Below are 24459 nucleotides of genomic sequence, written 5' to 3'. Positions count from 1 at the left end.
GCGAGACGGGACTACCCTCACGGCATGCCCGAATCAAGCGTGGTGGTGCGTCCGGTGCCGGTGGGCAGCGGCGACTACAGCGCGAGTTCGCGGCTGCAGGCCGCCGGGCTGAAGCAGGCGATCGCGCTGTTCGAGCAGGCCGCGGGGGCGGTGCCCATCCCACCGGCGCCGTTGCCGATCGTGATCGCCGACTACGGCGCCGCCAACGGCCACAATTCGCTGCTGCCGATCAACGCGGCGATCTCGGTGCTGCGGAAACGGACCCGGGCCGATCAGTCGGTGCTGGTCACGCACACCGATGTGCCGGAGAACGATTTCAGCGCGCTGTTCAACACCCTGCGGGAGGATCCCGACAGCTATCTGCGCCATGACCAGGCCGCGTTCTCCTCGGCCGTCGGGCGGTCGTTCTACACCCAGATCGTGCCGTCCAACACGGTGAGTCTGGGCTGGTCCGCGTGGTCGGTGCTGTGGCTGAGCCGGCTGCCGGCGCCGGTCACCGACCACATCCACGCCGCCTACAGCGCCGACGAGACGATCCGGTCCGCCCATGAACGGCAGGCCGCCCGCGACTGGCACGAGTTCGTCGCCTACCGGGGTCGCGAGCTGTGTCCCGGCGGGCGTGCGGTGGTCATGACGATGGCCGTCGGCGAGAACGGCGAATTCGGCTACCGTCCGCTGTTCGCGGCGCTGATGGCCGAACTCGCCGAACTGGTCCAGCGCGCGGTAATCACCGCCGACGAACTGACCAGGATGTGCATCCCGATCTGCGGGCGCCGGGCCGCCGACTTCACCACCCCGTTTGCCCCATCCGGGCGCCTGGAGCAGCTCACCATCGAGCACCTGGAGGTGTTCGATGCCGAGGACCGGTTCTGGCGGCAATACCAGAAGGACAAGGACGCAACGGCTTTCGGGGCGCAGTGGAGTTCGTTCCTGCGCGCCGCGGTGTTCCAGACGCTGGCAGGTTCCCTCGATGACGGCGACGACGCCATGGTCAAGGGCGCGGCAGATCGGCGTGCGCGCTTCTGCGATGCGCTCGCATCAGGAGTAGCGGAGCGGCTGGCGGGCGCACCGGAGGAGATGCAGATCCCGATGGCCCAGGTGGTGCTGCACAAGCGGCCCCGGCCGCCACGCTAGCCCCAGGCGGGAACGGCGGCGTCGATCAGGTGCGGGCCCGGCTGGGCCAGTGCCGCACCGAACTGCTCGGCGAGTTCCTCGGCGGTCGTGGCCCGGGTGGCGGGCACCCCGAATCCGGTGGCGATGGCGACGAAGTCGATATCGGGCCGGCTCAAATCCAGCAGGGACCGGGCTTTCTCGCCGGTACTGAGAGCACCGACGCGAGCGAGTTCCAGCTGCAGAATCGCGTAGGCGTGGTTGTTGAGGATGACGACGGTGATGTCGAGTTGTTCGCGCGCCATGGTCCACAACGCCGAGATCGTGTACAGCGCACTGCCGTCGGCCTGCAGCGCGATGACCGGCCGGTCCGGGGCGGCCACCGCCGCACCGACGGCCACCGGCAGACCCTGCCCGATCGCACCGCCGGTCAGCGTCAACAGATCGTGGGCGGGCGACGCGGCGGTCGCGGCCGGCAGCAGCACACCGCTGGTGTTGGCCTCATCGGAGATGATGGCGTTCTCCGGCAGCAGAGCACCGATCACCTCGGCCCAGTTCGCCACGGTGAGAGGGCCTTTCGGCAGCGCCGGCGGCACCGCTTCGGAGGCCGGCAGCGCAGGCGCACCGAGGTGCGCGACGAGCGCGCCGAGATCGGCGGGGTCCAGTGTGTGCACCTGTGCGCCGGTGGGCACCAGGCCGCTGGCCCGGCCCGGGTAGGCGAAGAACGCCACCGGGGCGCGGGTACCGACCAGGATGAGTTGGGTCGCGCCGGTGAGTTGTTGTTCGGCCTGCTCGGCCAGATATGCCAGCCGCTCGATGGCGGGGATCCCGTGTCCGCGCGCGAGCCGGGCCGGGAAGGTCTCCACCAGCGGCCGGGCCCCGGTTGCGGCGGCGACCCGGGCCGCGGCCGTCAGGCCCTCGGCGGTGGTGGCCAAACCACCTAGCAGCACAACGGTATTCGCTCCGTACTCGCGCAGCATCTCGGCTGCCGCCGGCACGCCGATTCCACCGGGACCGGCATCGGCCGGTGCCGGGTCGGACAACGGCGCGCCCGGTTCCGCGGGCCCCCAGGAGTAGTCGGCGGGCAGGATCACCGTCGCGACCCGGCCCGGCGGACCCACCGCGCCGGCGATCGCCGCGTCGACGGACGCAGCCAGCCCGGTGGCCGAATGCGGCCGGTAGACCAGGCCTTCCGGCCAACCGGCCAGCGCCTCGATATCGGATTCCAGCGGGGCGTCGAACTCGACGTGATGGGTGGCGTGGTCACCGACCACATTCACCACCGGGGTGTGTGCGCGCCGGGCGTTGTGCAGGTTCGCCAGCCCGTTGGCCAGTCCCGGACCCAGGTGCAGCAGGGTGGCCGCGGGCCGGCCGGCGATGCGGGCATAACCATCTGCCGCACCGGTGGCGACCCCTTCGAACGGGCACAGCACCGCGCGCATCTGCGGGCTGTCATCAAGTGCCGCAACGAAATGCATCTCTGACGTGCCGGGGTTGGCGAAGCACACCGACACGCCACCCGCCAGGAGCCGCTGCAGGACGGTATCGGCGCCGGTGGTCATCAGCGAATCGTGCCGGCACCCGGGATGAGCGGCAGATCCAGTGCCGTCACCCAGCCCGGCGGCAGATCGTTCACGGCGGGCACCGCATTGAGCGCACGCAATCCGGTCGCCAGACAGCCCGCGGCGGCGGCGTCACGTCCGGAACCGTCGGTGAACCGGAACGCGGTCTCCTGCGAGATGCTGGGCGTGCCTTCGATATCGACGCGATACACGTCGTTGTCATTGCCGGTCGGCCAGTCCGGGGCGGCGTCGAGACCGATCCGGTTGACATGCTCGAGCTGGATGCGGGTCTCGCCGCCCCACCGGCCGTTGATGGTGAACCGGACCGCGGCGACCTTTCCCGCCTCGATGACCCCCTTGGCGGACTTGCGGTCCTCCGGGGTCACCCACTTCTCCCAGCTGGTGGTGATTTCGTCGAGCGTGATACCGGCCGCGTGCGCGATCATCGGGACGGTGGCGCCCCAGGCCATGATCAGGATTTCCGGACTTTCCAGCAGCGGCCGGTATTCGGGTGGGCGGCCGATGCCCATCTCGAACTCGTAATCGCCGGTGTAATTGGTGTAGTCGAGCAGCTCGGACGCCCGCACCGTCTTCACCTCGGAGCACAGGCCCATCAGCGTCAGCGGGAACAGATCGTTGGCGAACCCGGGATCGATACCGGTGGTGAAGCAGGACGCTCCCCCGGCCTCGCAGGCGTCGGTGACCGGCTGGATCCAGGTCGGCGGATTCAGGTGCATCTTCGGCCACACCCACGGTGTCATCGCCGTCGAGCTGACATCGATACCGGCCCGCAGGAAGCGGGTGATCAGTTCGATGTTGGCGTCGGCCTGGGCGGCCGTCGGCCCGTAGTGCACCAGCGCGTCGGGTTTCAGGGCGATCAGCGCGTCGATGTCATCGGTGGCCGTCAGCCCCAACGGCGCACCCAGAGAACAGATCTCACCGACATCGCGGCCCACCTTGTCGGGGTTGCTCACCCCCACGCCGACGAGTTCGAAGTTCGGGTGTTTGACGATCTCGGCGATCACCATCGTCCCGACGAAACCTGTGCCCCACACCACGACGCGTTTGGTCACGTACTTCCTTTCCCGGAAACGGGCGTGCTACCAGCAGCGCTTCAGGCCGCCGGGCTCGCAGACCAGCGGGTACTTGTTGACCGGGATGGGCAACGGGTCGCGGAAGCTGATGGAGAACGGCTTGGTGTCCAGCGTCGCCGGCAGCCCGCACACCTGGTTGTGCGACATGGTGCGGGTGCCGGTCATGGTGATGGTGTCGAACTTGAACGTCTCGTAGAGCGGAGCCGTGCCGCCGTCCGGGCAGGTCAAGCCGTCCATGGTGTTCACGTTGTAGGTCCACAGTCCGCCGGTGAGCTTGGCGTCACCGCCCTTGGCCACCGCCGTCGGGGTGGAGCTGACGTGCAGGATGCAGGCGACCGGGTCGCGGATCTCGGCACGCAGGTCGCCCACCACGGGCACGCAGACCGGGTAGATCGACCACACGGCGGTGGGCAGTCCGTCCTGGTGGAAGGTGTAGTTGCCCTCCAGCACCTGCTGCGGGTTCGCCTGGGCCGGTGCGGCAAACCCGACCATGCCGAGGGCGAGCAGCACGACACTGAACAACCCGCGAAGTATGTTCACGCCTCGCAGTATTGCAGGACGCGTCTGGCACGTCCGCGGTTTGCCCCCGTGAGAGAGTCACGAACATGACCTCATTGGACGGAAAAGTGGCATTGGTGACGGGCGCGTCAGCGGGGCTCGGGGCGGCGACGGCCACGCTGTTCGCCGAACGCGGCGCAACGGTCTACGGCGTGGCCCGCGACAGCGACCGGATGGCCGAGGTGTTCGCCGACGTACCGGGCGGCCGGTTCGGGTCCTATGACATCGGCACCGCCGATGCGTGCCGGCAGGCCGTGGCCGACTGTGTCGCGGCGTTCGGGCGCATCGATGTGCTGGCCAATGTGGCGGGCTTCCACCAGATGCGGCGCACCGCGTCGGTGACCGACGCCGAGTGGGATCTCGATCTGGCGGTCAACCTCAACGGGCCGTTCTATCTGAGCCGGGCCGCGCTGCCGCATCTGCTGGAGTCCGGCGGCAACATCGTCAACGTGTCCTCGGTGGCCGGAGTGGAGGGCGAGGTGTATTCGGCCGGCTACTGCGCCGCCAAACACGGACTGATCGGGCTGACCCGCGCGATGGCCGTCGAGTTCACCAAGGAGACGCTGCGGGTCAACGCGGTGTGTCCGGGCGGGATGCTGACCGCTCAGGTCACCGAGTTCGCCGCGCCGGAGGACGCCGACTGGGACCTGATCATGCGGATCGCCGCGCCGCGCGGAATGATGGACCCGGTCGATGTCGCGAAGACCATCGCTTTCCTGGCCAGCGATGACGCAGCCGCGATCCACGGCGCGGTGTACCGCGTCGACAACGGAAAGGGCGCCGACTGATGAACGAGATCCTCTCCGAGACAGACCCGGTCGGCACCGACTCGGTCGCGACCGTGGGCAGCATCGCGGTCCAGGGTTCCATCGGCACCGTCGGCAGCGCCGCGGTGGCGGGTTCGATCGGAACCGTCGGCAGCGCCGGGGTGGCCGGGTCCATTGCCACCGTGCAGAGCGCCGGCGTCGCCGGGTCGATCGGTACCGGTGGCAGTGCCGGGGTGGCCGGCGGGTTCGCCGTGGTGGGCAGCGCGTTCCTGGTGCTGTGCGCCGCGCTGGTCGGATGCGTGGCCTGCATCGGATGCGTGGCCTGCCAGAAATGCCGGGCCTGCATCGGGTGCGTGGCGTGCACCGACTGTGTCGGCTGCGTCGGGTGCGTGAACTGCTCGGGCCTGCGCGGTGCCGTCGGCCTGCGCAACGTGCACGCGTGACTCGCTAGACCCGGCGGCGGCGTCCCATCAGAGCGGCCGCCCCGACGGCACCCAGGCTGAGCACCGCGCAGGCGACCGCGGCGATGATCAACGTGGTCTGGCCGCCGCCGGTGCTCGCGGGCACCTCGTCGGAGGCGAGCGTCATTCGGTAGTCCCCGGGCAGCGGGCCCTCGCGCGGGGTGTCCAGACCCGGGTACTGCTGGGTGCGGTGCACCTCGAATTGCCGTTCGCCGACGGCGTTCTGCTTCCAGACGCCCCAGGCCGGTGTCACACCGTCGAGCAGCACCCGGCGCTCGCCGTAGCGGGCGTCGTCACCGACATCGACGATGCGCTGCACCCGGAAGGGCTCGTACACCGCGTCCGAGTAGCGCACCTGCACCGGCACATTGTCGTAGCGGAACAGCGGCGGCGGAGGCGGCGGCGTGAAGTTCGCAATATTCGCGATGTTCGGGATGAAGCCACCACCGAAGAAGCTTCCGACCGCAACCCCCACCGCGGTGCTCACGACGGTGTTGATGGTGTTGAGCACGACGGCGGTGAAGCTGTAGGCCGCGAGGTCGGCGACGTACATGACCATCCGCTGCAGCGGCGGGATCGTCACGACCCGCGGCCGGTTCTCGTATTCGTAGACGATTCGCACCGGATCGCGGTAGGGGTTCACGATCATCGGCCGGTAGAACTCGTCGTACTGCACCCAGTCCGGGCTCCACTGCCGCACCCGGTTGTCCCAGTCACGCTGCTCGGCGCGCAGTTCGCGTTGGTCCTCCCGCAACTCGCGCTGGTCCTCCCGCAGCTGGCGGCGCTCCTCCTCGAGGCGGTCCCGCTCATTCGAGACACCGACCAACGACGACAGCTGCGCGAGCTCCTCGAGCTTGGCCGGCTCCGGGTTCACCTCGACGGGCTTGGCGCTGCTGGCGAGCTGGACGTCCGCGACCGGGGCGTCGAGCACCTCCGGCTTCAGCGTCTCGATCACCTTGGCGGCATTTTCGACCTGGGGTTCATCGGCCGCGGACGATTCGGTGTCCATGGCTTCGGATTCGGTGGCTTCGGTTTCGGGGGCCTGCGTTGCGGAGGCTTCGGTCTCCGACGGTTCGGCCGCTGCCGAGCTCTCGGTCGTGGGCCGGTCGCTCGGCGTCGCCTCACCGGACCGGGGCGCTGCGCCCGACGGGCTGGTGTTCAGCGCCTCCTGCTCGACCGGCTTGGGCTCGGACGTCCCCGTCGACGGGGCGGTGGTCGACGGCTCGGGCTCTGCAGACGGTGCCGCCGGGGAGGTGGTCACCTGCGTGCTGGGCCGCTTGGTGCTGGTCGTCGTCGGTTGCTCGACGGCGGGCTGCGGCTTGGGCTCGGGCGTGGGTTCCGGTTTGGGTTCGGGCTTGGGGGCCACGGTCTCGGGGGCGACCGTCACGCGCGGCGCCCCGACCGGTGCCTGTGTGACGACCGGCTCCTGGGCGACCGCGGGTGCCTGCGTGGCCGGTGCCTGCGTGGCCGGTGCCTGCGTGGCGACGGGCGCCTGGGTCTGCGCCGGCGCTTCCGGGGTCACGGCGGGTTCGACGTACGGCGACTCCTGCTGGCCACCGCGACCACCACCGCGTCCCTCGCCGCCACCGGAGCCGCCCGACTGCTGCGGAGCCTCCGCCGTCGTCGTCGCGACGATCTCCGGATCGGCGACCGCCGGCGCCACGCCGGCGGTGAGTGCGGTCAGCGACATCACCACGGTCGTGGCCACACCGGCCACCATGCTTCGCCTCAGGAATTCCTCACGCGCTGCACCCATTGTGCTTCGACTCCTCGATTTCCGGAGCAGGGCAAATTCTCAGCCACTACTGCGATCCGCAGTCATCTCCCCCGACACCGGCCTGTTTGGCCCAGCAGCTGTCTCGCATGGTTCATCGCTGTGGACGCCGAAGCGTTACACACCGGCGCGGGACGGTCTGGCACCATCGTCGCGTGCCCGCCCGCGAGTTCGTACTGACCGACGAGTTCCGCGATGCCATGGGCCTGTTGGCCCAGGGCAGACACGTTTTCCTCACCGGCAAGGCGGGCACCGGGAAGTCGACGCTGATCCGCCGCTTCATGGCCCAGACCGATCGCAACTGCGTCGTCGTCGCACCCACCGGGATCGCGGCCCTCAACGTCGAGGGCTACACCATCCACCGGCTGTTCGGATTCAACAGCACCACCAGCCTCACCGACATCAGCACCGGCCGTTACTACCCCGGCCGGTTCGCCCGCACGCTCAAGGCACTGGACACCCTCATCATCGATGAGGCATCGATGGTCCGCGCCGACCTGTTCGACAAGATCGCCGCCGCATTGCAACGGTTCGGCCCCGACCCGGGCGCCCCGTTCGGCGGCGTGCAGATAGTCCTGGTCGGTGACCTCTACCAATTGCCCCCGGTCGTCACCGAGGCCGAGGCCGGGTTCTTCACCGACCGCTACCCCACCCCCTACTTCTTCTCCGCCGACACCTTCCGCCGCGACGAGTTCCCGATGGTGGCGTTGACGACCGTGTTCCGCCAGCTCGGCGATGACCGGATGACCGCGATCCTCAACGAGATCCGCGAGGGCCTGCTGCTCGGGCACGCCCAGGAGCAGCTCAACGCACGCACCGACCCCGAATTCGTGCCACCAGATGACGAGTTCTGGCTGACGCTGGCCCCGACGAACCGGCTGGTGACCGCGCGCAACCGTCAGCAGCTGGAGCGGCTGGCCGGCGAGGAGATCGTGCATCACGCCCGCCAGACCGGTGACCTGAGCCTGTTCGACCCGCCCGCCGACGAGACCCTGCGGTTCAAGGTCGGCGCCCAGATCATGATGCTCAACAACGACCAGTCGGACCGCTGGGTCAACGGCACGCTGGGCAAGGTGGTCGCCCGGGTGGCCGGCGAGGAGGCCGCCGTCATCGTCGAGTTCACCGACGGCAGCCGCGCCGAGGTCGGCCTCAACACCTGGGAGGCGACCCGGCCGGTCGTGGACGGCGGCTCGCTGCGCCACGAGGTCTGCGGCACGTTCACCCAGCTGCCGTTCAAGCTCGCCTGGGCGATCACCATCCACAAGAGCCAGGGCCAGACGCTGGACCGGCTGGTCGTCGATCTGACCGGCGGCATGTTCTCCTACGGGCAGCTCTACGTCGCGCTCAGCCGCTGCACCTCGATGAGCGGGCTGGTGCTCAAGCGTCCGGTGCTGCCCAAGGATCTGAAGACCGACCGCCGGATCGCGCGCTTCCTGCGGGGTGCGGGCGGAGAAGGTGGCGCGCACCGGTTCTGCGCGATCGCGATATCGACGGTCGGCGACGAGGGCCGGATGTCCCGGCCGCGACCGGTGGAGCTGGCGGTCGCCTTCGAGGACGGCACGGCGGTGACCACCCTGGTCAATCCGCAGCGCGATCTTGCCGACGCCCGGACGGCGTACGGGATCGGCGTGTCCGACATCCTGCTCGCCCCCACGCTTGCCGAGGCCTGGGGTGTCATCGCCCCGATGCTGACCGGCTGCACGCCGGTGGGCGCCGGCATCGACGAGACGCTGGGCCTGATCGACTTCGAGCTCAAACGCCTCGGCCAGGTGACGGTGATGCCCCTCGGTGTCGACCTGCCGCGCTCCGCGGTTCGGCGCACCGATGGCACCGCGCTGGACCACGCGACGACGACGCTGGCCGCGTTCACCCAATCGGGGGCAAGCGCGTCGGGTTCGTCACCGTTCGGCGATCCCCCGGAATCGTTGTCCGGGCACCTGATCACCCGCAGCCACACCGTGCCGACGCCGACGGCCGCAGCACTGCCCGCGCTCTCGGCGCTGCTGGCGGTCAGCAGGCAGATCGGGCCCGCGCTGCTGGGTGCACGGCATCCCATCGAAGACCTGGAGATCACCCCGTGGATCGCGGCGGCGCGGCATTCGGTGGCCGACCAGCTGCGTGCGGCGGCGGGCCGGGTCCGCCTCACCGAAGAAGTGGCGGCGCGGTTGCGTGCCGCGCAGCGACTGCTCGAGATCGAGATCGTGGACGACGCCGTCGAATGCGCGCAGGCCGGTACCGATGTCGGATCGGTGCTGGTGCCGGGAGCGCGCATCTGTTTCACCGGCACCGCACAGGACACCGCGGGACGCGAGGTGTCACGTGAGCAGATGATGCGATTCGCCGAGGCGGCCGGGCTGGCGCCGGTGAAGACGGTGACAAAGACCCGCTGCGAGGTGCTGGTCACCGCGGAGGCCGGCACCCAGTCGGGCAAGGCCCGCAAGGCCCACGAGCTGGGTAAGCCGGTGATCTCCGCCGACGAGTTCCTGGCCTGGGTGAATTCGGGTGGGTCATCGCGCGCGCACCCCGCGGGGCACCTTAAGGTCGAACCGTGAACCGGCTGGACCGCTTCTTCGAAATCAGTGCACGCGGATCGACGATCGCCTCCGAGTTGCGGGGCGGTGTCGTCACCTTCATCGCGATGGCCTACATCATCGTGCTGAACCCGATCATCCTGTCGGGTTCGCCGGATGTCGCGGGCGATCAACTCGGCTTCACCCAGGTCTCGGCGGTGACATCGCTTGCCGCCGGTGTGATGACCATCCTGTTCGGTGTCGTCGCCAGGCTGCCGTTCGCCTTCGCGGCCGGCCTCGGCATCAACTCCTTCCTGGCGTCCTCGGTGGTCGGGTCGCTGACCTGGCCCGAGGCGATGGGGCTGGTGGTCATCAACGGCGTGATCATCGTGCTGCTGGCGGTCACCGGACTGCGCCGGTTGATCTTCGATGCGGTGCCGATGCCCCTGAAACTCGCCATCACGGCCGGTATCGGTTTGTTCATCCTGTTCATCGGCCTCGTCGACGCCGGGTTCGTGGCCTCCACCGGCAGTCCGTCCCCGCCGGTCGGCCTGGGCGGTCAGGGTGAGGGATCGGTCACCAGCATCCCCACCGTGGTGTTCGTCTTCACGCTGTTGATCACCGGCATCCTGGTCGCCCGCAAGGTGCGCGGGGGGATCCTGATCGGACTGATCACCGGCACCGTGGTCGCCGTCGTCATCGAGGCCATCTGGCATCTGGGGTCGGCCACCGAGAAGCCCGGCGGGTGGGGGCTGTCGGTGCCGACGCTGAGCGGGTCCCCGTTCGCCGTCCCCGACCTCTCGCTGGTCGGTGCGTTCAGCCTGGACAGCTTCGGGCGCATCGGCATCCTGGCCGCGGTGATGCTGGTGTTCACCCTGGTGTTCACCAACTTCTTCGATGCCATGGGCACCTTCACCGGTCTGTCCCGGCAGGCCGGCGTCGCCGATGAGCACGGCAACTTCCCGCGGCTGCAGTCGGCGCTGGTCGTCGAGGGCGCCGGCGCGGTGGTCGGTGGTGCCGCCTCGGCATCGTCGAACACGGTGTTCATCGAGTCCGGTGCCGGTATCGGCGAAGGCGCACGTACCGGGCTGGCCAGCCTGGTCACCGGCGGATTGTTCCTGGCCGCAATGTTTCTCACGCCGCTGGCCGCCATCGTCCCGACCGAGGTCGCCGCCGCCGCGCTGGTCATCGTCGGCGCCATGATGGCCTCGCATCTGCGGGAGATCGACCTCGCCGACTTCTCCATCGCGCTGCCGGTGGTGCTGACCGTCGCGGTGATGCCGCTGAGCTACTCGATCGCCAACGGTATCGGTGTCGGCTTCATCTCCTGGGCCGTCGTGCGGACGGCGGCGGGAAAGGGCCGTGAGGTCAGCCCGCTGCTGTGGGTCGTCGCGGCGGGCTTCCTGCTGTACTTCGCGCGCGGCTGGGTGGACTCCCTGATCGGGGTGTGAGGTCGTCGACGACGTAAAGCCCGGCCGGCGAGCGCATATCGTCCGGCTCGCGTTGCTGGCCGTGTTCCTGCTGGGGCTCTGGTACCTGATCGGTGTCGCCCGCGTTCTCGACCTTGAGGCGATCCGCGATGCGGTCGCCGCCACCGGGCCGGCCGCCCCGCTGGTCTATGTGCTGGTGTCCGCGATCCTGGGCAGCGTATTCGTGCCCGGGCCGTTGCTGGCCGCCGGCAGCGGGCTGCTCTTCGGCCCGGTGCTGGGCACCTTCGTGACGCTGGGCGCCACGGTCGGCACCGCGACGATCGCCGGCCTGGCCGGGCGCCGGGCCGGGCGGGACAGCACCCGCGCCCTGCTCGGTGCGGACCGGGCAGCGCGCATCGACGCGCTGATCGCGCGGGGCGGGCTGTGGGCGGTGGTGGGCCAGAAATTCGTCCCGGGCATCTCCGACGCGATGGCGTCCTACGCATTCGGAGCCTTCGGAGTTCCGTTGTGGCAGATAATGATCGGGGCCTTCATCGGCTCGGCGCCGCGCGCGTTCGTCTACACCGCGCTCGGGGCGTCGGTGGGTGACCTGTCCACGCCGTTGGTCTACGTGGCCATCGCCGTGTGGTGCGCGACGGCCGTCATCGGCGCGTTCGCCGCCCACCGCGGCTATCGGACCTGGCGCGCCGGCCGCACCGACCCGGCCGAGTAACGCACCGAACGGACCCCGGTTCGCATGTTCGCCGCGACTCACGCATGATCGGGGCATGCAACGGGACGTCGCGGCCGAGCTCGAGGTCGAAATCAATGCTCCGACGACCCTCGAATTCCAGATCGCGGTGGCGCCGCACCCCGGCGCCCAGGTGACCGAGTCGCTGAGCTTCGTCCTGGACGGCCGGCCGATCGAGGCACTGGAGATCAGCGGTACCCATGGCAACCGCATCCACAAATTCGATGCCGGGGTCGGCCATCTCCGGGTCGACTACTCGGCCACCATCGTCGGTTATGCCGATCCGCCGCCGGTCACCGAATACGACCAGTCGATGTATCTGCGCCCCAGCCGCTACGCGGAGTCCGACAAGCTCTTCGGTTTTGCCGGAACCGAATTCGGCCAGCTCAACGACTCGGCGACCCTGCTGGAGCGCGTCTCCTCCTGGGTGGGTCAGCGCCTGCAGTACGTGCCGGGATCCAGCGACCCGATCGACGGCGCGGTCGACACCATGCTGGCCGGGGCCGGCGTGTGCCGCGACTACGCCCACCTGGTGGTCGCCCTGCTGCGCGCGGTGAAGGTCCCCGCCCGGCTGGTCTCGGTGTACGCACCGGGGTTGTACCCGATGGATTTCCACGCTGTCGCCGAAGCGTTCGTCGACGGGCAGTGGCGGGTGGTGGACGCCACGCTGCTGGCCCCGCGCGACAGCCTGGTGCGCATCGCCACCGGACGCGACGCCGCCGACACTGCCTTCCTGGACAACCACAACGGAGCGATCTTCCTCAGCCTGCTCAATGTCCGTGCCGTCACCGACGGGATGCTGCCATCGGATTCGCCGGCCGAATTGGCGACACTGCACTGACCGGATCGGCCAGCACCGCAACGGTGTTGTGGCTGCCGGTCGTCACGTAGACCGCGCCGCCGCCGGGGCTGACCGCGATACCGCACGGCCCGCCCCCGACCGTGACGGTGGCGGTGACGATCGCGGTGGCAGCGTCGATGACCGAGACGGTGCCGTCGAAGCGGTTGGCGACGTACACCGTGGACCCGTCCGGGCTGACGGCGATGCCCAGCGGCCCCTCTCCGACCGTGACGCTGCCGGTGACGACGTGGGTGGTGGTGTCGATGATGCTCACCGATCCGGGGCCCGCACCCGCAGAACCCACGTACACGGTGCCCCCGTCCGGACTGACCGCCACCGCGCAGGGTTCGTTGCCCACCGGGATGGTGGCGATGACGGTGTGGGTGGCTGTGTCCACGACCGAGACGGTGCCGTCGGACCCCATCGAGTAGCCATTGTTGGTCACGTACAACCGATTTCCCGCGCGGTTGACCACGGCCCGCAGCGGTGCGGACCCGACGGCCACGGTGGCGGCGACCCGCAGTGTGGTGGTGTCGTACACCGCCACCAGGTTGGCGGTATCGCAGACCGCGTAGAGCCGGTGCCCGGACGGGCTGATCGCCAACGACCGTGGCCGGGGTTGCTGCTCGATATCGGCGATGACGGTCCGGGCGGAGGCGTCGATCACTGAGATGACGCCGTCACCGCTGCGCGCGACATAGGCCACCGATCCCCCGGGGTGCAGCACTACCGACGCCGGATCGGAGTCGATACCGATGGTCGATGTGGTGGCCTCGGCGTCGGTGTCCACCACGGACACGTCCGAGCTGTTCACGTTGGCCACATAGAGGTGGGATCCGCTCGGGCTGACCGCCAGGTCGAGCGGGTGGCTGCCCACGGCAACGGTGGTGACAACGCTGAGCATCGCGGACCTCCTACGGTCGGGGGGTGACGGCGGGCAAATATGCCGTCTTTCGCACTGTGCCCGTGTCCTGGCAAACAGTCACGAGTAGCCGGGTACCTGCATCCGGGAGAACGTGCCGCACTTCACGAATGTCATACAGTTGAGACAACGACACATGTCAGGGTTATTCTTGATCCGATATCGGGTCAGGAGATCGGGTGCACGCAGAGTTCAGCGGCGAATCCATCGATGAGTTGCTGAACCGGGCAATACAGGCCAGCAACCAGGGTGACCTGAGCGGCGCGACGGTGCTGGCGAATCGAATCCTCGCGGTGGACAGCTTCAACCAGGACGCCGAGGACCTGTTGTCCGCGCGGGACAACCACGGCGAGCTACGCCGCCTGACCCTGCTGTTCATCGACCTCGTCGACTCCACGGTGCTGTCCGACCGGGTGGAGCCGGAAACCTACCGGACCCTGATGATCAGCTATCGCAACCAGGTGATCAAGCTGATCGGCCACTACGAGGGCCGCATCGATTCGGTGAAGGGCGATGGGCTGCTGGCCGTGTTCGGCCACCCCAAGGCGCTGGAGGACGATGCGCATCGCGGCGTATCGGCCGCGCTGGACATCACCAGAGCGGTGCAGCGGCTCAGCGCGCAGGCCGAGCGCAAGTTCGGCGTCACGTTGGATGCGCGCATCGGTGCGCACCGCGGGCTGGTCTACCTGGACACCAAGGCCGACGATGTGTACGGCTTCGCGGTCAACCTGACGCAGCGGATCTCCGGTCTGGCGCAGCCCGGGACCGTCGCGGTGTCCGAGGCGATCGCGACGCTGGTGTCGAACACGTTCGAGCTCAAGCGATTTCCCGCCGCCCACGTGAAGGGCGTGGCCGATCCGGTGTCCTATCGCCAGGTGGTCGGCGAGCGGGTCACGACGCCGGTGAGAAAACCCGCCCTGGTGGGTCGCGCCGTCGAACAGGCACGCCTGCAACAGGTGTGGAACACGGTGCGGCGGTCGCGGTCCGGTTCGGCCGGGGTGGCCCTGCGCGGCGAGGCCGGTATCGGCAAGACCCGCCTCGCGCAGGCGACCGCGGATCTGGTCGAGGAGGCCGGCGGCCGGGTGATCGAGCTGCGCGGGTCACCGTTGCACCGCGCCGCCGGCCTGCACCCGGTCCGGCGGCTACTCGAACGCCGTTGCGGGGTGACCCATGTGACCAGCGGCGTCGAGCGGTTGCGGCTGCTGGAAGCCGAGGTTGCCGGCCGAGGCCTGGACCCGGGCACGACCGTCCCGTTGCTGGCACCGGTGTTGGGGGTGGGTCCCCAATACGGATACACCCGCGCCGCCGTCGAGGGCCGGGCGCTGTACCAGATGATCGCCGTAGGAGTGCACGACTACATCGAGGCCTGCCTGGGTGACCGGCCGGGCATGATCCTCGCCGAGGACGTGCACTGGTTCGACCCGTCGACCGCCGAGATCGTCGGCGCGCTGTTGGCCTCGCCCGTCGGCCGGCATCTGGTGGTGATCACCGGGCGCCCCCGCGACTGGCCGCAGAGCGACTGGCCGGTGGAGCTTCTGGAGCTCGGACCGTTGACCGACGACGAGGCCGATGAGTTGATCAGGACCCTCAACCCGGAGGTGTCGCCCGCCCAGCGGTCCCGGGTGCGGGCCCGCTGCGACGGGGTGCCGTTCTACCTGGAGCACGTGGTGGCGGCCGTCGACATCGCCGCGCCCGCGTCACAGGTCCCCGATGTGCTCTACTCCCCCTTGGCCGCTCAGTTACACGCGCACACCGACGCGGTACCCGTCATCGAGGCCGCCGCGGTGATCGGGCGCAGCGGGGAGCTGGCGCTGCTGCGATCGGTTGTCGGCGCTGACGGGCTGGATGTCGATGATGTGGTCGGCACGCTCGCGCAGACGGGGGTGTTCGTCCTCGACGATGAGCACCGGTGGCGATTCCGGCATGAACTGATCCGCGAGGTCGCCAACGAACTGGCGCCGCCCAATAGACGCCAGGACCTGCACGCCCGCACCGGGGACGCCATGGTCACGGTCGTCAGCGGCGCGGAACCGGACTGGCCCGTGGTGGCCGGTCACTACACGCAGGCCCATCAGTTCGAGGCCGCCGTGCGCGCCTACCGGCAGGCCTCGATCGCCGCGCGCAACCGCGGTGCGCTACCGGAAGCCACCATCCTGTTGTCGAATGCCGTTGAGCAGTCTGATCATTGCGCACCGGGCCCGGACCGGGACCGCACCGAGATCGCCGTCCGCCTCGAGCGGGGTTTCCTGGCAAGTGCCATGGAGGGCAGCTGGAGCGGCACCGGACCGGCCGATTTCGAACGCTGCCTGACGCTGGCGCTCGACGGCGGTTACGACGACGAACTCTTCGACACGCTCTCGGCGCTCATCGGGTACTACGTGCCGCGCGCCGAACTGCGCCGTGCCCGCAATCTGCTCGATTCGCTGTCGGACCGGCTCACCGCGGACCGGCCCTGGAGCTATCCGGCCGTCGACTCCTCCTTGGGGTCGGTGCTGTGGATGCAGGGCGAGTTCACCTCTGCCCGAAAGCATCTGGGAAACGCGCTGATCAAGGGACGCGACGCCGATCCCGCCGTGCTGAACAGTGCGTGGTGGGTGTCGGTCGATCCGGTGTCGGTGGCCCACGTGTTCCTCGCGCTGACGGCGATGGTCAACGGCGATCTCGCGACCGCCGAGCAGGAGATCGCCGAATCATCGCGCCGCTGCGAGCAACTGGGCTTCCCGCAGAACGCCCAGAACCGGGTGCACACCTTCTACATGGATATCTGGGTTCAGCTGGAGTTCGGCCGTCTCGATGAGGCGTCTGCGGTGTCCGGACGGCTGCGCGAACTGAGTACGTCGGCCGGCCTGGACTTCTGGCGCTTCGTCAGCACCACCGTGCACGCCAACATACGAGGGCGGACTGCCCTGCAGAACGGGGCCGACGCCGAAGCCCTGTCCCACGCCGCCCGCAAGCTCTCCCAGCTCGTCGACGGTGCGCGTCAGCTGAATCTCAACGCCTACTTGACGTTCCACGATGCACTGATCGCGCGCCTGTTGCTGGCCGCGGGCGCGGCGGATGCGGCCCGGCAGCGTCTGGACGCCGCGCTCGCGCACACCGCCCGGACCGAGATGAACTTCTACGACGCGGAACTGATCCGGATCCGGGCGCACTGTCTGCCCGACGAATCGTCCCGGCTGGCAGCGATCGAGGCCGCACTGGCGTTGGCACACCGGCAGGGCGCGGCGCTGTTTGAGCTGCGCTGCCTGCTCGATCTCGTCGCCCGCGGTGCGCGGGACCGCCGCGCCGACCTCGCAGCGGCGGTTCAGGCCTTCCCGGCCGGCGCCGAGCTGCCGGAACTGTTCCTGGCCCGGAAGATACTGGACCCCGCGATCGGTTGACCGCGCTTCGGCAGGTAGCGCTCGTCGATCGCGGCCGGCGTCCCCGCGCCGCTCAGCAGCACCTCGATGTTTCCGGCCACATCGGGTCGCTCCCGGCGCTGGACGGCCTTCACCAGCCGGGGGAAGGTGCCCAACGCCGATGCCGGCGGGTCCAGGTACCAGGCTCCGATCGCGGCCGTCCAGGCCGCCTGGTTGACCTCCTGCTCCTTGACCCGGTCCGGATTCATCGCGGCGTAGACGGCCGACAGCCAGGCCGACCGGCGCAGTTTGGTCAGCATGTACTGCAGGATCAGGACCTCGCTGGGCACCAGTCTGCGCATCCAGATGACCGCCGGGGAGACCGTCTCGACCTTGTCCAGCATCCCCGGGATCTGCGAGCACAGCAGGGCGTTCACGCGATTGAAGTCGGCTTCCAGCGGGCTCAGCGCCTGCCCTGGGGCGGCCATCAGGGTGGCCGGGGCCAGGTCGAAGGTGATGTGGGCGTTCAGACCGGCCAGCATGTGCTGCAGCATGGTCGCGCGATCGTTCTTGTCGCCGACGAATGCGACCTCCCACGGCAGGGTGGGTCCGCGTGTGTCGACCGGATGGAAATAGGTGTTGAGCGCGTCGAAATAGCGCCTCGCGAACTCGACGTCCATTCGTTCCATGCGGGGGCCGTCGTCGAATTCTCCGGCGATGATGGCTTCCCGGATTCCCAGCGTCACCCGCTTGTAGAGGACGGCGAAATAGCCGATTTTGCTGCCGACCGCGATCGACCATTCCAGCACCGTGTCGATATTGCGCAGAACGTCGTCGATGGTGTCGGCCTGCGGCAGTGGCGCGAGTACGGCCTGCGGCTGTGAAGTCATGCGTGTGGTTCCCCCGTGAACGCGATACGACAGCCGGCGGCCCGTCGTCGAGAAGATCTCCCGTCGAGATCATCACATGGTGCGACAACCCCGGCAACCAATTCGCTTATGTGTCAGGCTGAGCCGATGGCGGGGGCAGCAGAGGCACGGTGGACGGACGACTTTCTGGACAGCATGCGCGATATCGGTGACCCGGTCGCCGATATCGCTGTGGCGCAGGTGCTCCGGCGCGGCGGGATCGACGAGGTGAACGCGGCCATGCACACCCTGGTGCGCGCCGATCAGCAAGTGCCCCAAGAGTTGCCGGAAGAGCTCAAGGCGTACCTGGCCCAGACGCTGGAGCTTCCCGCGTGGGCCGATCAGGACAAGATCGAGCGCGGCCAGCAAGTATTCGAGAAGTGGGGCATCTACATCGCACTGTGCCTGTACTGCGCGTCCCTCCCGTCGTCCTACGCTGCCGCCAACGGGGTGCAGGTACTGCATCTGACGGCCCGCCTGGACACCGATCCGCAACGACGCATCCTGGAGACCGGACAGTTCCTGTTCGACGTGCTCTCCGACGGCGGTTTCGGGCCGAATGGTAAGGGTCGCAGAACAATTCAGCGGGTTCGGCTGATGCACGCCGCGGTGCGGCAGCTGATCGCGACGCGCAGCGAGACACAACCCGAACTCTGGAAGCCGGAATGGGGAACCCCGCTCAACCAGGAGGATCTGGCCGGCACATTGCTGGCCTTCTCCTGCGTGGTCATCGAACCCCTGCGCCGCCTCGGTGTCCGCCTGAGCAAAGGCGATATCGAAGGTTATGTGCATTTGTGGAATGTGGTCGGCCATCTGCTCGGCGTCCGCGAAGATTTGCTCGCCGCCGACGCCGAGGAGGCGACGGCCTTGATCGGGGCCATCGAACGCCGGCAATTCCGGAAATCCGACGAAGGAGTGGCGCTCACCGGGGCGCTGCTGAAACTGTTGGACGAATTGACCCCGGGATATCAATTCGACGACACCATTCCCGGGCTGGTGCGCCATCTGATCGGTGAGGACACCGCGGATCTGCTGAAGGTTCCGAAATCCGACACCTTCGATCAATTGAGTTTCTTCGCCCGGGCAGTCGACTGGTTTCTCAGCCATGTGCTGCGCCGGCGCGAGCGCGAGCTGGCGCGCTATCACCTCATGTCCACACTCGCCCGCCCGTTCGGGATCGATCTGCTGCGGCAGATCTACACGGTCCAGACGCGCGGCAAATCGGCGCCGTTCGACATCCCCGACCGGCTGGCGCGGCGCTGGGAACTGTCTCCGTAGCGTTGGTGAGGGCAGGCTGTCCTGCCATCGGAAGCGCGAATCTGGTAAAAATCAAGTACCTCTAAACATGATCAGGAGAGCGACCGGACGTGCCCGACTCTTCAGCGGCCACGGTCGTCACCCCTAATCACCAGCAGCGACGCGGCGGCATCGCCGGTTTCATCCGCAAGTTCGCCATCCTCATCATCATCGGCTGGATCGGGATCGTCGCGCTGCTCAGCCTGACGGTGCCGCCGCTGGAGACCGTCGGCCAGATGCGCTCGGTGTCGATGACACCGGAGTACGCCCCATCGGTGATCGCCAGCAAGCGGGTCGGTCAGGTCTTCGACGAGTACAAGTCGGACAGTTCGGTGATGGTCGTCCTGGAGGGCGAACAGCGCCTGGGCGCCGATGCGCACTACTGGTACAACGACATGGTCGATCGGCTGCTGGCCGACACCACCCACGTCGAGCATGTTCAGGACTTCTGGGGCGACCCGCTGACCGAGGCCGGGGCGCAGAGTTCGGACGGGTTGTCCGCCTACGTGCAGGTGTATCTGGCCGGCAACATGGGCGAGTCGCTGGCCAACGAGTCCGTGGAGGCCGCGAAGAAGATCATCGAGGCCGAACCTCCGCCGCCGGGGGTCAAGGTCTACGTGACCGGCATGTCGGCGCTGGCCGCCGATCAGCAGATCTCCGGTGACCGCAGCGTCAAGATCATCGAGGGCGCCATCTTCGTCGTGATCATCACGATGCTGCTGCTGGTGTATCGCTCGATCATCACCACGATCCTGGTGCTGGTCATGGTGGTGCTGGGGCTGACCTCTGCGCGCGGCGTCGTCGCATTCCTGGGCTATCACGAACTGATCGGGCTCTCCACGTTCGCCACCCAGCTCCTGGTGACGCTGGCGGTGGCCGCCGCCACCGACTACGCGATCTTCCTGATCGGCCGATATCAGGAGGCGAGATCGGTCGGCGAGGACCGGGAATCGGCCTACTTCAGCATGTTCCACGGCACCGCCCACGTGGTGCTGGGCTCGGGCCTCACCATCGCCGGCGCCATGCTGTGCCTGCACTTCACCCGGCTGCCGTACTTCCAGACCCTGGGTGTGCCGATGGCCTTCGGCATGGTGGTGGTGGTCTTCGCCGCGCTCACCCTGGGCCCGGCCATCGTCACCGTCGCCAGTCGCTTCGGCAAGGTCCTGGAGCCCAAGCGCGCCATGCGCATCCGCAGCTGGCGCCGGGTCGCCGCCGTGGTGGTGCGCTGGCCCGGTGCGGTGCTGCTGGCCACCATCGCGCTCTCGCTGATCGGCCTGCTGGCGCTGCCGGGTTACCAGACCAACTACAACGACCGCAATTACCTGCCGCAGGATCTGCCCGCCCAGCAGGGATTCGCGGCCGCCGAGCGGCACTTCGGCGTGGCCCGGATGAACCCCGAACTGTTGCTCATCGAGACCGACCGCGATCTGCGCAACTCGGCGGACTTCCTGGTGATAGACAAGATCGCCAAGGCCGTCTTCAAGGTGCCCGGGGTCGGCAATGTGCAGACCATCACCCGCCCGTCGGGCGAGCCGCTGGAGTTCAGCACCATTCCCGCCCAGATGAGCATGGGTGGGGCGAATCAGAAGATGAACCAGAAGTACCAGGAAGACATGTTCGCCAACATGCTGGTGCAGGCCGAGGACATGCAGTCCACCATCGACACGATGAACCGCATGGTGTCGCTGATGGGTGAGATGAGCGCGACGACGCACAGCATGGTCGGCAAGACCGAGGACATGGCCGTCGACGTCGCGGAACTGCGCGACAACATCTCGAACTTCGACGACTTCTTCCGGCCGATCCGCAACTACTTCTACTGGGAACCGCACTGCTACAACATCCCGCTGTGCTGGTCGATGCGATCGATCTTCGACGCTCTCGACGGCACGGACCGGCTGACGACCCAGTTCGAGGCGGTGATCCCGGACCTGCGTCAGCTCGACGCGCTGATGCCGCAGATGCTGGAGACGATGCCGGCGCAGATCGCGACGATGGAGTCGTCACGCGACATGATGCTGCGGATGTATCAGACCCAGAAGGGCATGCAGGATCAGGGCATGGCGATGTCGGAGAACCAGCACGCCATGGGCGAGGCGTTCAACGACGCCAAGAACGACGACACCTTCTACCTGCCGCCGGAGACCTTCAACAACGCAGATTTCAAGCGCGGCATGGACAGCTTCATCTCCCCCGACGGTAAATCGGTGCGGTTCATGATCTCTCACCAGGATGATCCGCTGACCCCCGACGGCATCAAGCTGATCGACGAGATCAAGACGGCGGCCAAGGAGGCCGTGAAGGGCACTCCGCTGGAGGGGTCGAAGATCTATCTGGCCGGCACCGCGGCGGCCTTCAAGGACATGCAGGAAGGCAACAACTGGGATCTGGTCATCGCCGGCATCGCGGCGCTGAGCCTGATCTTCATCATCATGTTGCTGATCACCCGTGCGTTGGTGGCCGCGGCCGTCATCGTCGGCACCGTGGTGGTGTCGCTCGGTGCATCCTTCGGTCTGTCCATTCTGGTCTGGCAGCACATCATGGGTGTCGAGTTGCACTTCATGGTGATGGCCATGGCGGTGATCGTGCTGCTCGCCGTCGGCGCGGACTACAACCTTCTGCTCGTGGCGCGGATGAAGGAGGAGATCCCGGCCGGTTTGAACACCGGCATCATCCGCGCGATGGGTGGCACGGGTTCGGTGGTGACGGCCGCCGGCCTGGTGTTCGCCTTCACCATGATGGCGATGTTCGTCAGCGAGATGACGGTGGTGGCGCAGGTCGGCACCACCATCGGTCTGGGTCTGCTGTTCGACACGTTGGTGATCCGGTCGTTCATGACACCGGCCATCGCCGCGCTGATGGGCAAATGGTTCTGGTGGCCGCAGCGGGTCCGGCAACGGCCCGCACAGCCGGTGACGCCCCCGAAACCACTGGAGCCCGCCCAGTAACTGCCGTCCCGATCGTGCAGTTTCAGCAAATGTCCAATAGCTCACATATCGGGTCGGGCAAGGCCGTTCATGACGGGTAACCCCTGCCGGAGGCTACCGAAACGGCACTTCAGCGAATACTCTGCTGGGCTAATGTTCGCGTTGCCGCGTACGCTTTCGACGGGACTGCCCGCGCGGGGCGCTGCACGAGACCACACGGAGGCCGGATGAGCGTCGAGGACTCCGCGCGCACCGGCTCGTCCACGGCGGAATGGTCCGACGATGACGACGCCGCGGGCAGCATGCAGCACCTGCTGCGCGCGGTGCAGGAACTCTCCCTGGCCCGCACCCTGCCCGAGATCCAGCAGATCGTGCGGGCCGCGGCGCGTGCGCTCACCGGCTGCGACGGCGCCACGTTCGTGCTGCGGGACAACGGCATGTGTTACTACGCCGACGAGGATGCCATCGCCCCGCTGTGGAAGGGCAGCCGTTTCCCGATGGAGACGTGCATCAGCGGGTGGACCATGCTCAACCGGCAGGCAGCGGTGGTCCAGGACATCTACGCGGATGACCGCATCCCGCACGAGGCCTACCGTCCGACCTTCGTGCAGAGCCTGGTGATGGTGCCCATCCGCAAGCTCGATCCGGTCGGCGCGATCGGCAATTACTGGGCCGATGAGCACATGCCCACTGAGCGCGAGGTGTCGTTGCTGCAGGCGCTGGCCGATGCCACGTCGGTCGCCATGGAGAACGTGCAGATCTCCGCCGAGCTCGAACAACGGGTGCTCGACCGCACCGCCGATCTGGAGCGGGTCAGCAACGAGATGCTGCAGCTCTCGGTCACCGATGATCTGACCGGCGTGACCAACCGGCGCGGTTTCTACCTGCTGGCCGAATCGGTGTTGTTGGCCGCCCGCCGCGACGGACTCGACTGCCTGTTCGGCTTCATCGATGTGGACGGCCTGAAGAAGGTCAACGACCGTCAGGGCCACGTCGTCGGGGACGCCCTCATCATCGATGTGGTCCAGGTCCTGCGCGCGACGTTGCGCACGTCCGACGTGCTGGCCCGGTTGGGCGGTGACGAGTTCTGCGTGCTGGCCGTCGGCGCGGACCGTGAGCCGGCGGCCCTCAAGGCGCGGATCACCGCGGCGATGCAGCATTTCAACGACACCGAGGTCCGCTCCTATGAGGTGTCCACCAGCATCGGGCTGATGGCCGTGCCCGCCGGTGACACCAGCACGGTCGACGAACTGCTGGCGCGCGCCGATGAGCTGATGTACGAGGAGAAGAAGGCCCGCCCGGCTTAGGTCGTGATGAACGCGACGGCCGCGTCCAGGGCCGGGCGATGCCGCAGGATGCGGTAGTGCGCCAGCCGTCCCAACCCCTTGGTGGTGTGCAGCTTGGCATTCGGCCAGGCGGCGACGATCTCCTCGCTGTATCCGTACGGGCTGTCCGGATCGTCGGGATCGTGGATGACCAGCAGCGGCGGATTCTCCGGTCGGTCGGCCACCGCGGAGATGTCGGTGTCGAACAGCGGCATCTTGAGCTTCTGGTCCAGCCGGCGGTGCAGCCCGTCCCGGATGCGCGGGCCGAAGCCGTGGCGTTGGGTGAAAACGTCTAGGTACCAGGAGAAGTCGCCCATCGGCGCCAGGAACACCAGGCGTTGCGCGGCGGCTCCCCAGGACACCGCGAGCGAGGTGGCCTTGGCGCCGAGCGAGTGCCCGACGATGGCGTGCGCGGGGCCGAACGCGTCGACGACGGCGTGCACGGCCCGTGCGCACTCCACGATGGTGGTGCGGCCCGGGGCCAGCGCCCCGGGATCAGATCCGTTGTGGCTGGGCAGATCGAAGGCGATGACGCGGTGGCCGGCCTCGACGAGGGGTTTGACGAACACGCCCAGGTGGGCTTGACAGCCTCCCCAGCCGTGCACCAGATACACCGGGTCGCCCTCACCCCAGGACTCACCGATGATCCGGTTGCCGTCCCAGGCCGCTTCGACGGGTTGACTCGCGGGGACACCCGGCGGCATCCGCAGACTCATCTCGACCGCCGGCGGGGTGCACCACAATTCGGTGGCCCACCGGGCGCCCTCGCCGGGCGCGAACCGTTCGAGCAGATCGAACCGTTCCCGCACGTGGGCGGCTATCGGCGGCTCGACGCCGGAGCCGGCCTGGCTCGGGTCGCTTTCGGGCTCAGTCATGTGGGTCCCCCATGTGCGTCACTGTAGTGAT

General features: G+C 68.1%; 18 protein-coding genes. 11 read left to right on the top strand and 7 right to left on the bottom strand.

Annotated features, from left to right (window positions below):
- Nucleotides 1-24: 24 nt before the first annotated feature.
- On the top strand, nt 25-1134 hold the full coding sequence (locus ASE48_RS24600) for an SAM-dependent methyltransferase (RefSeq protein ID WP_057169768.1): 1110 nt from the start codon (nt 25-27) through the stop codon (nt 1132-1134).
- Here the strand turns inward: ASE48_RS24600 and ASE48_RS24595 are convergent.
- The 3 genes from ASE48_RS24595 to ASE48_RS24585 are packed head-to-tail and all read right to left on the bottom strand — an operon-like array spanning nt 1131 to nt 4306.
- Complete coding sequence (locus ASE48_RS24595; protein ID WP_057169767.1) at nt 1131-2672, bottom strand: acetolactate synthase large subunit; 1542 nt, start codon at nt 2670-2672, stop codon at nt 1131-1133. The genes ASE48_RS24600 and ASE48_RS24595 overlap by 4 nt on opposite strands.
- Nucleotides 2672-3745, bottom strand: coding sequence for an NAD(P)H-dependent amine dehydrogenase family protein (locus tag ASE48_RS24590; RefSeq protein ID WP_268766326.1), 1074 nt, complete (start codon nt 3743-3745; stop codon nt 2672-2674). Before ASE48_RS24590 ends, ASE48_RS24595 begins: the two co-directional genes overlap by 1 nt.
- Before the next feature lie 27 nt (nt 3746-3772).
- Nucleotides 3773-4306 carry a hypothetical protein gene (locus ASE48_RS24585; protein ID WP_082614396.1) on the bottom strand — a complete coding sequence of 178 codons (534 nt, stop codon included), beginning with the start codon at nt 4304-4306 and terminating at the stop codon, nt 3773-3775.
- Between the two features lie 65 nt (nt 4307-4371).
- Here ASE48_RS24585 and ASE48_RS24580 point away from each other — a divergent pair, with 65 nt between their 5' ends.
- Nucleotides 4372-5112, top strand: coding sequence for an SDR family NAD(P)-dependent oxidoreductase (locus ASE48_RS24580; protein ID WP_057169766.1), 741 nt, complete (start codon nt 4372-4374; stop codon nt 5110-5112).
- The gene (locus tag ASE48_RS24575) at nt 5112-5534 is read left to right on the top strand and encodes a hypothetical protein (protein WP_057169765.1); all 423 of its coding nucleotides are present in this window, start codon (nt 5112-5114) and stop codon (nt 5532-5534) included. Before ASE48_RS24580 ends, ASE48_RS24575 begins: the two co-directional genes overlap by 1 nt.
- Before the next feature lie 4 nt (nt 5535-5538).
- Here the strand turns inward: ASE48_RS24575 and ASE48_RS24570 are convergent, their stop codons facing one another.
- Nucleotides 5539-7308 carry a hypothetical protein gene (locus ASE48_RS24570; protein ID WP_057169764.1) on the bottom strand — a complete coding sequence of 590 codons (1770 nt, stop codon included), beginning with the start codon at nt 7306-7308 and terminating at the stop codon, nt 5539-5541.
- Between the two features lie 218 nt (nt 7309-7526).
- Between ASE48_RS24570 and ASE48_RS24565 the strand changes: the two genes are divergently transcribed.
- From ASE48_RS24565 to ASE48_RS24550, 4 genes are read left to right on the top strand one after another with little or no spacing between them, the layout of a single operon-like run.
- Nucleotides 7527-9878: an AAA family ATPase gene (locus ASE48_RS24565; protein WP_057170014.1), complete on the top strand. Its 2352-nt coding sequence runs from the start codon at nt 7527-7529 to the stop codon at nt 9876-9878.
- On the top strand, nt 9875-11287 hold the full coding sequence (locus ASE48_RS24560; protein WP_057169763.1) for an NCS2 family permease: 1413 nt from the start codon (nt 9875-9877) through the stop codon (nt 11285-11287). The genes ASE48_RS24565 and ASE48_RS24560 overlap by 4 nt, the downstream gene beginning before the upstream one ends.
- Nucleotides 11288-11339: 52 nt before the next feature.
- Nucleotides 11340-11978, top strand: a complete 639-nt coding sequence (locus ASE48_RS24555; protein WP_235571450.1) for a TVP38/TMEM64 family protein — start codon at nt 11340-11342, stop codon at nt 11976-11978.
- 55 nt (nt 11979-12033) lie between these two features.
- Entirely contained in the window at nt 12034-12837 is an 804-nt protein-coding gene (locus ASE48_RS24550; RefSeq protein WP_057169761.1) for a transglutaminase-like domain-containing protein, read from the top strand.
- On the opposite strand, the gene ASE48_RS24545 is transcribed toward ASE48_RS24550, so the two are convergent.
- Nucleotides 12782-13741, bottom strand: a complete 960-nt coding sequence (locus ASE48_RS24545; protein ID WP_057169760.1) for a hypothetical protein — start codon at nt 13739-13741, stop codon at nt 12782-12784. The genes ASE48_RS24550 and ASE48_RS24545 overlap by 56 nt on opposite strands.
- Before the next feature lie 197 nt (nt 13742-13938).
- On the opposite strand from ASE48_RS24545, the gene ASE48_RS24540 reads away from it, so the two are divergent.
- On the top strand, nt 13939-17139 hold the full coding sequence (locus ASE48_RS24540; RefSeq protein ID WP_057169759.1) for an ATP-binding protein: 3201 nt from the start codon (nt 13939-13941) through the stop codon (nt 17137-17139).
- On the opposite strand, the gene ASE48_RS24535 is transcribed toward ASE48_RS24540, so the two are convergent.
- Complete coding sequence (locus tag ASE48_RS24535) at nt 17064-17987, bottom strand: DUF5995 family protein (protein WP_057169758.1); 924 nt, start codon at nt 17985-17987, stop codon at nt 17064-17066. The two genes, ASE48_RS24540 and ASE48_RS24535, sit on opposite strands and share 76 nt — an antisense overlap.
- A gap of 126 nt (nt 17988-18113) precedes the next feature.
- Between ASE48_RS24535 and ASE48_RS24530 the strand changes: the two genes are divergently transcribed.
- The 3 genes from ASE48_RS24530 to ASE48_RS24520 all read left to right on the top strand — a co-directional run bounded on the left by ASE48_RS24530 (nt 18114) and on the right by ASE48_RS24520 (nt 23535).
- Nucleotides 18114-19283 (top strand): oxygenase MpaB family protein, encoded by a 1170-nt coding sequence (locus ASE48_RS24530; RefSeq protein ID WP_057169757.1) that lies wholly within the window; start codon nt 18114-18116, stop codon nt 19281-19283.
- Between the two features lie 89 nt (nt 19284-19372).
- A complete protein-coding gene (locus ASE48_RS24525) occupies nt 19373-22249 on the top strand; it encodes an MMPL/RND family transporter (RefSeq protein WP_057169756.1) in 2877 nt (958 codons plus the stop codon).
- A 206-nt stretch (nt 22250-22455) separates the two neighbouring features.
- Nucleotides 22456-23535 carry a GGDEF domain-containing protein gene (locus ASE48_RS24520; protein ID WP_057169755.1) on the top strand — a complete coding sequence of 360 codons (1080 nt, stop codon included), beginning with the start codon at nt 22456-22458 and terminating at the stop codon, nt 23533-23535.
- Here ASE48_RS24520 and ASE48_RS24515 read toward each other — a convergent pair.
- Nucleotides 23532-24428: an alpha/beta fold hydrolase gene (locus tag ASE48_RS24515; RefSeq protein ID WP_057169754.1), complete on the bottom strand. Its 897-nt coding sequence runs from the start codon at nt 24426-24428 to the stop codon at nt 23532-23534. The two genes, ASE48_RS24520 and ASE48_RS24515, sit on opposite strands and share 4 nt — an antisense overlap.
- Nucleotides 24429-24459 lie beyond the last annotated feature (31 nt).

Origin of the sequence: Mycobacterium sp. Root265, from assembly GCF_001428895.1 — a bacterium.
Classification (GTDB): Bacteria; Actinomycetota; Actinomycetes; order Mycobacteriales; family Mycobacteriaceae; genus Mycobacterium.
Note: the sequence above shows the minus strand (reverse complement) of the source record. Positions and strands in the feature narration are given on the sequence as shown.

Excerpts from the sequence above, each read along its gene's own strand:
- ASE48_RS24600 (WP_057169768.1), top strand. The coding sequence starts at position 25 with ATGCCCGAATCAAGCGTGGTGGTGCGTCCGGTGCCGGTGGGCAGCGGC.
- ASE48_RS24595 (WP_057169767.1), bottom strand. The coding sequence starts at position 2,672 with ATGACCACCGGCGCCGATACCGTCCTGCAGCGGCTCCTGGCGGGTGGC.
- ASE48_RS24580 (WP_057169766.1), top strand. The coding sequence starts at position 4,372 with ATGACCTCATTGGACGGAAAAGTGGCATTGGTGACGGGCGCGTCAGCG.
- ASE48_RS24575 (WP_057169765.1), top strand. The coding sequence starts at position 5,112 with ATGAACGAGATCCTCTCCGAGACAGACCCGGTCGGCACCGACTCGGTC.
- ASE48_RS24570 (WP_057169764.1), bottom strand. The coding sequence starts at position 7,308 with ATGGGTGCAGCGCGTGAGGAATTCCTGAGGCGAAGCATGGTGGCCGGT.
- ASE48_RS24565 (WP_057170014.1), top strand. The coding sequence starts at position 7,527 with ATGGGCCTGTTGGCCCAGGGCAGACACGTTTTCCTCACCGGCAAGGCG.
- ASE48_RS24550 (WP_057169761.1), top strand. The coding sequence starts at position 12,034 with ATGCAACGGGACGTCGCGGCCGAGCTCGAGGTCGAAATCAATGCTCCG.
- ASE48_RS24545 (WP_057169760.1), bottom strand. The coding sequence starts at position 13,741 with ATGCTCAGCGTTGTCACCACCGTTGCCGTGGGCAGCCACCCGCTCGAC.
- ASE48_RS24535 (WP_057169758.1), bottom strand. The coding sequence starts at position 17,987 with ATGACTTCACAGCCGCAGGCCGTACTCGCGCCACTGCCGCAGGCCGAC.
- ASE48_RS24530 (WP_057169757.1), top strand. The coding sequence starts at position 18,114 with ATGGCGGGGGCAGCAGAGGCACGGTGGACGGACGACTTTCTGGACAGC.
- ASE48_RS24520 (WP_057169755.1), top strand. The coding sequence starts at position 22,456 with ATGAGCGTCGAGGACTCCGCGCGCACCGGCTCGTCCACGGCGGAATGG.
- ASE48_RS24515 (WP_057169754.1), bottom strand. The coding sequence starts at position 24,428 with ATGACTGAGCCCGAAAGCGACCCGAGCCAGGCCGGCTCCGGCGTCGAG.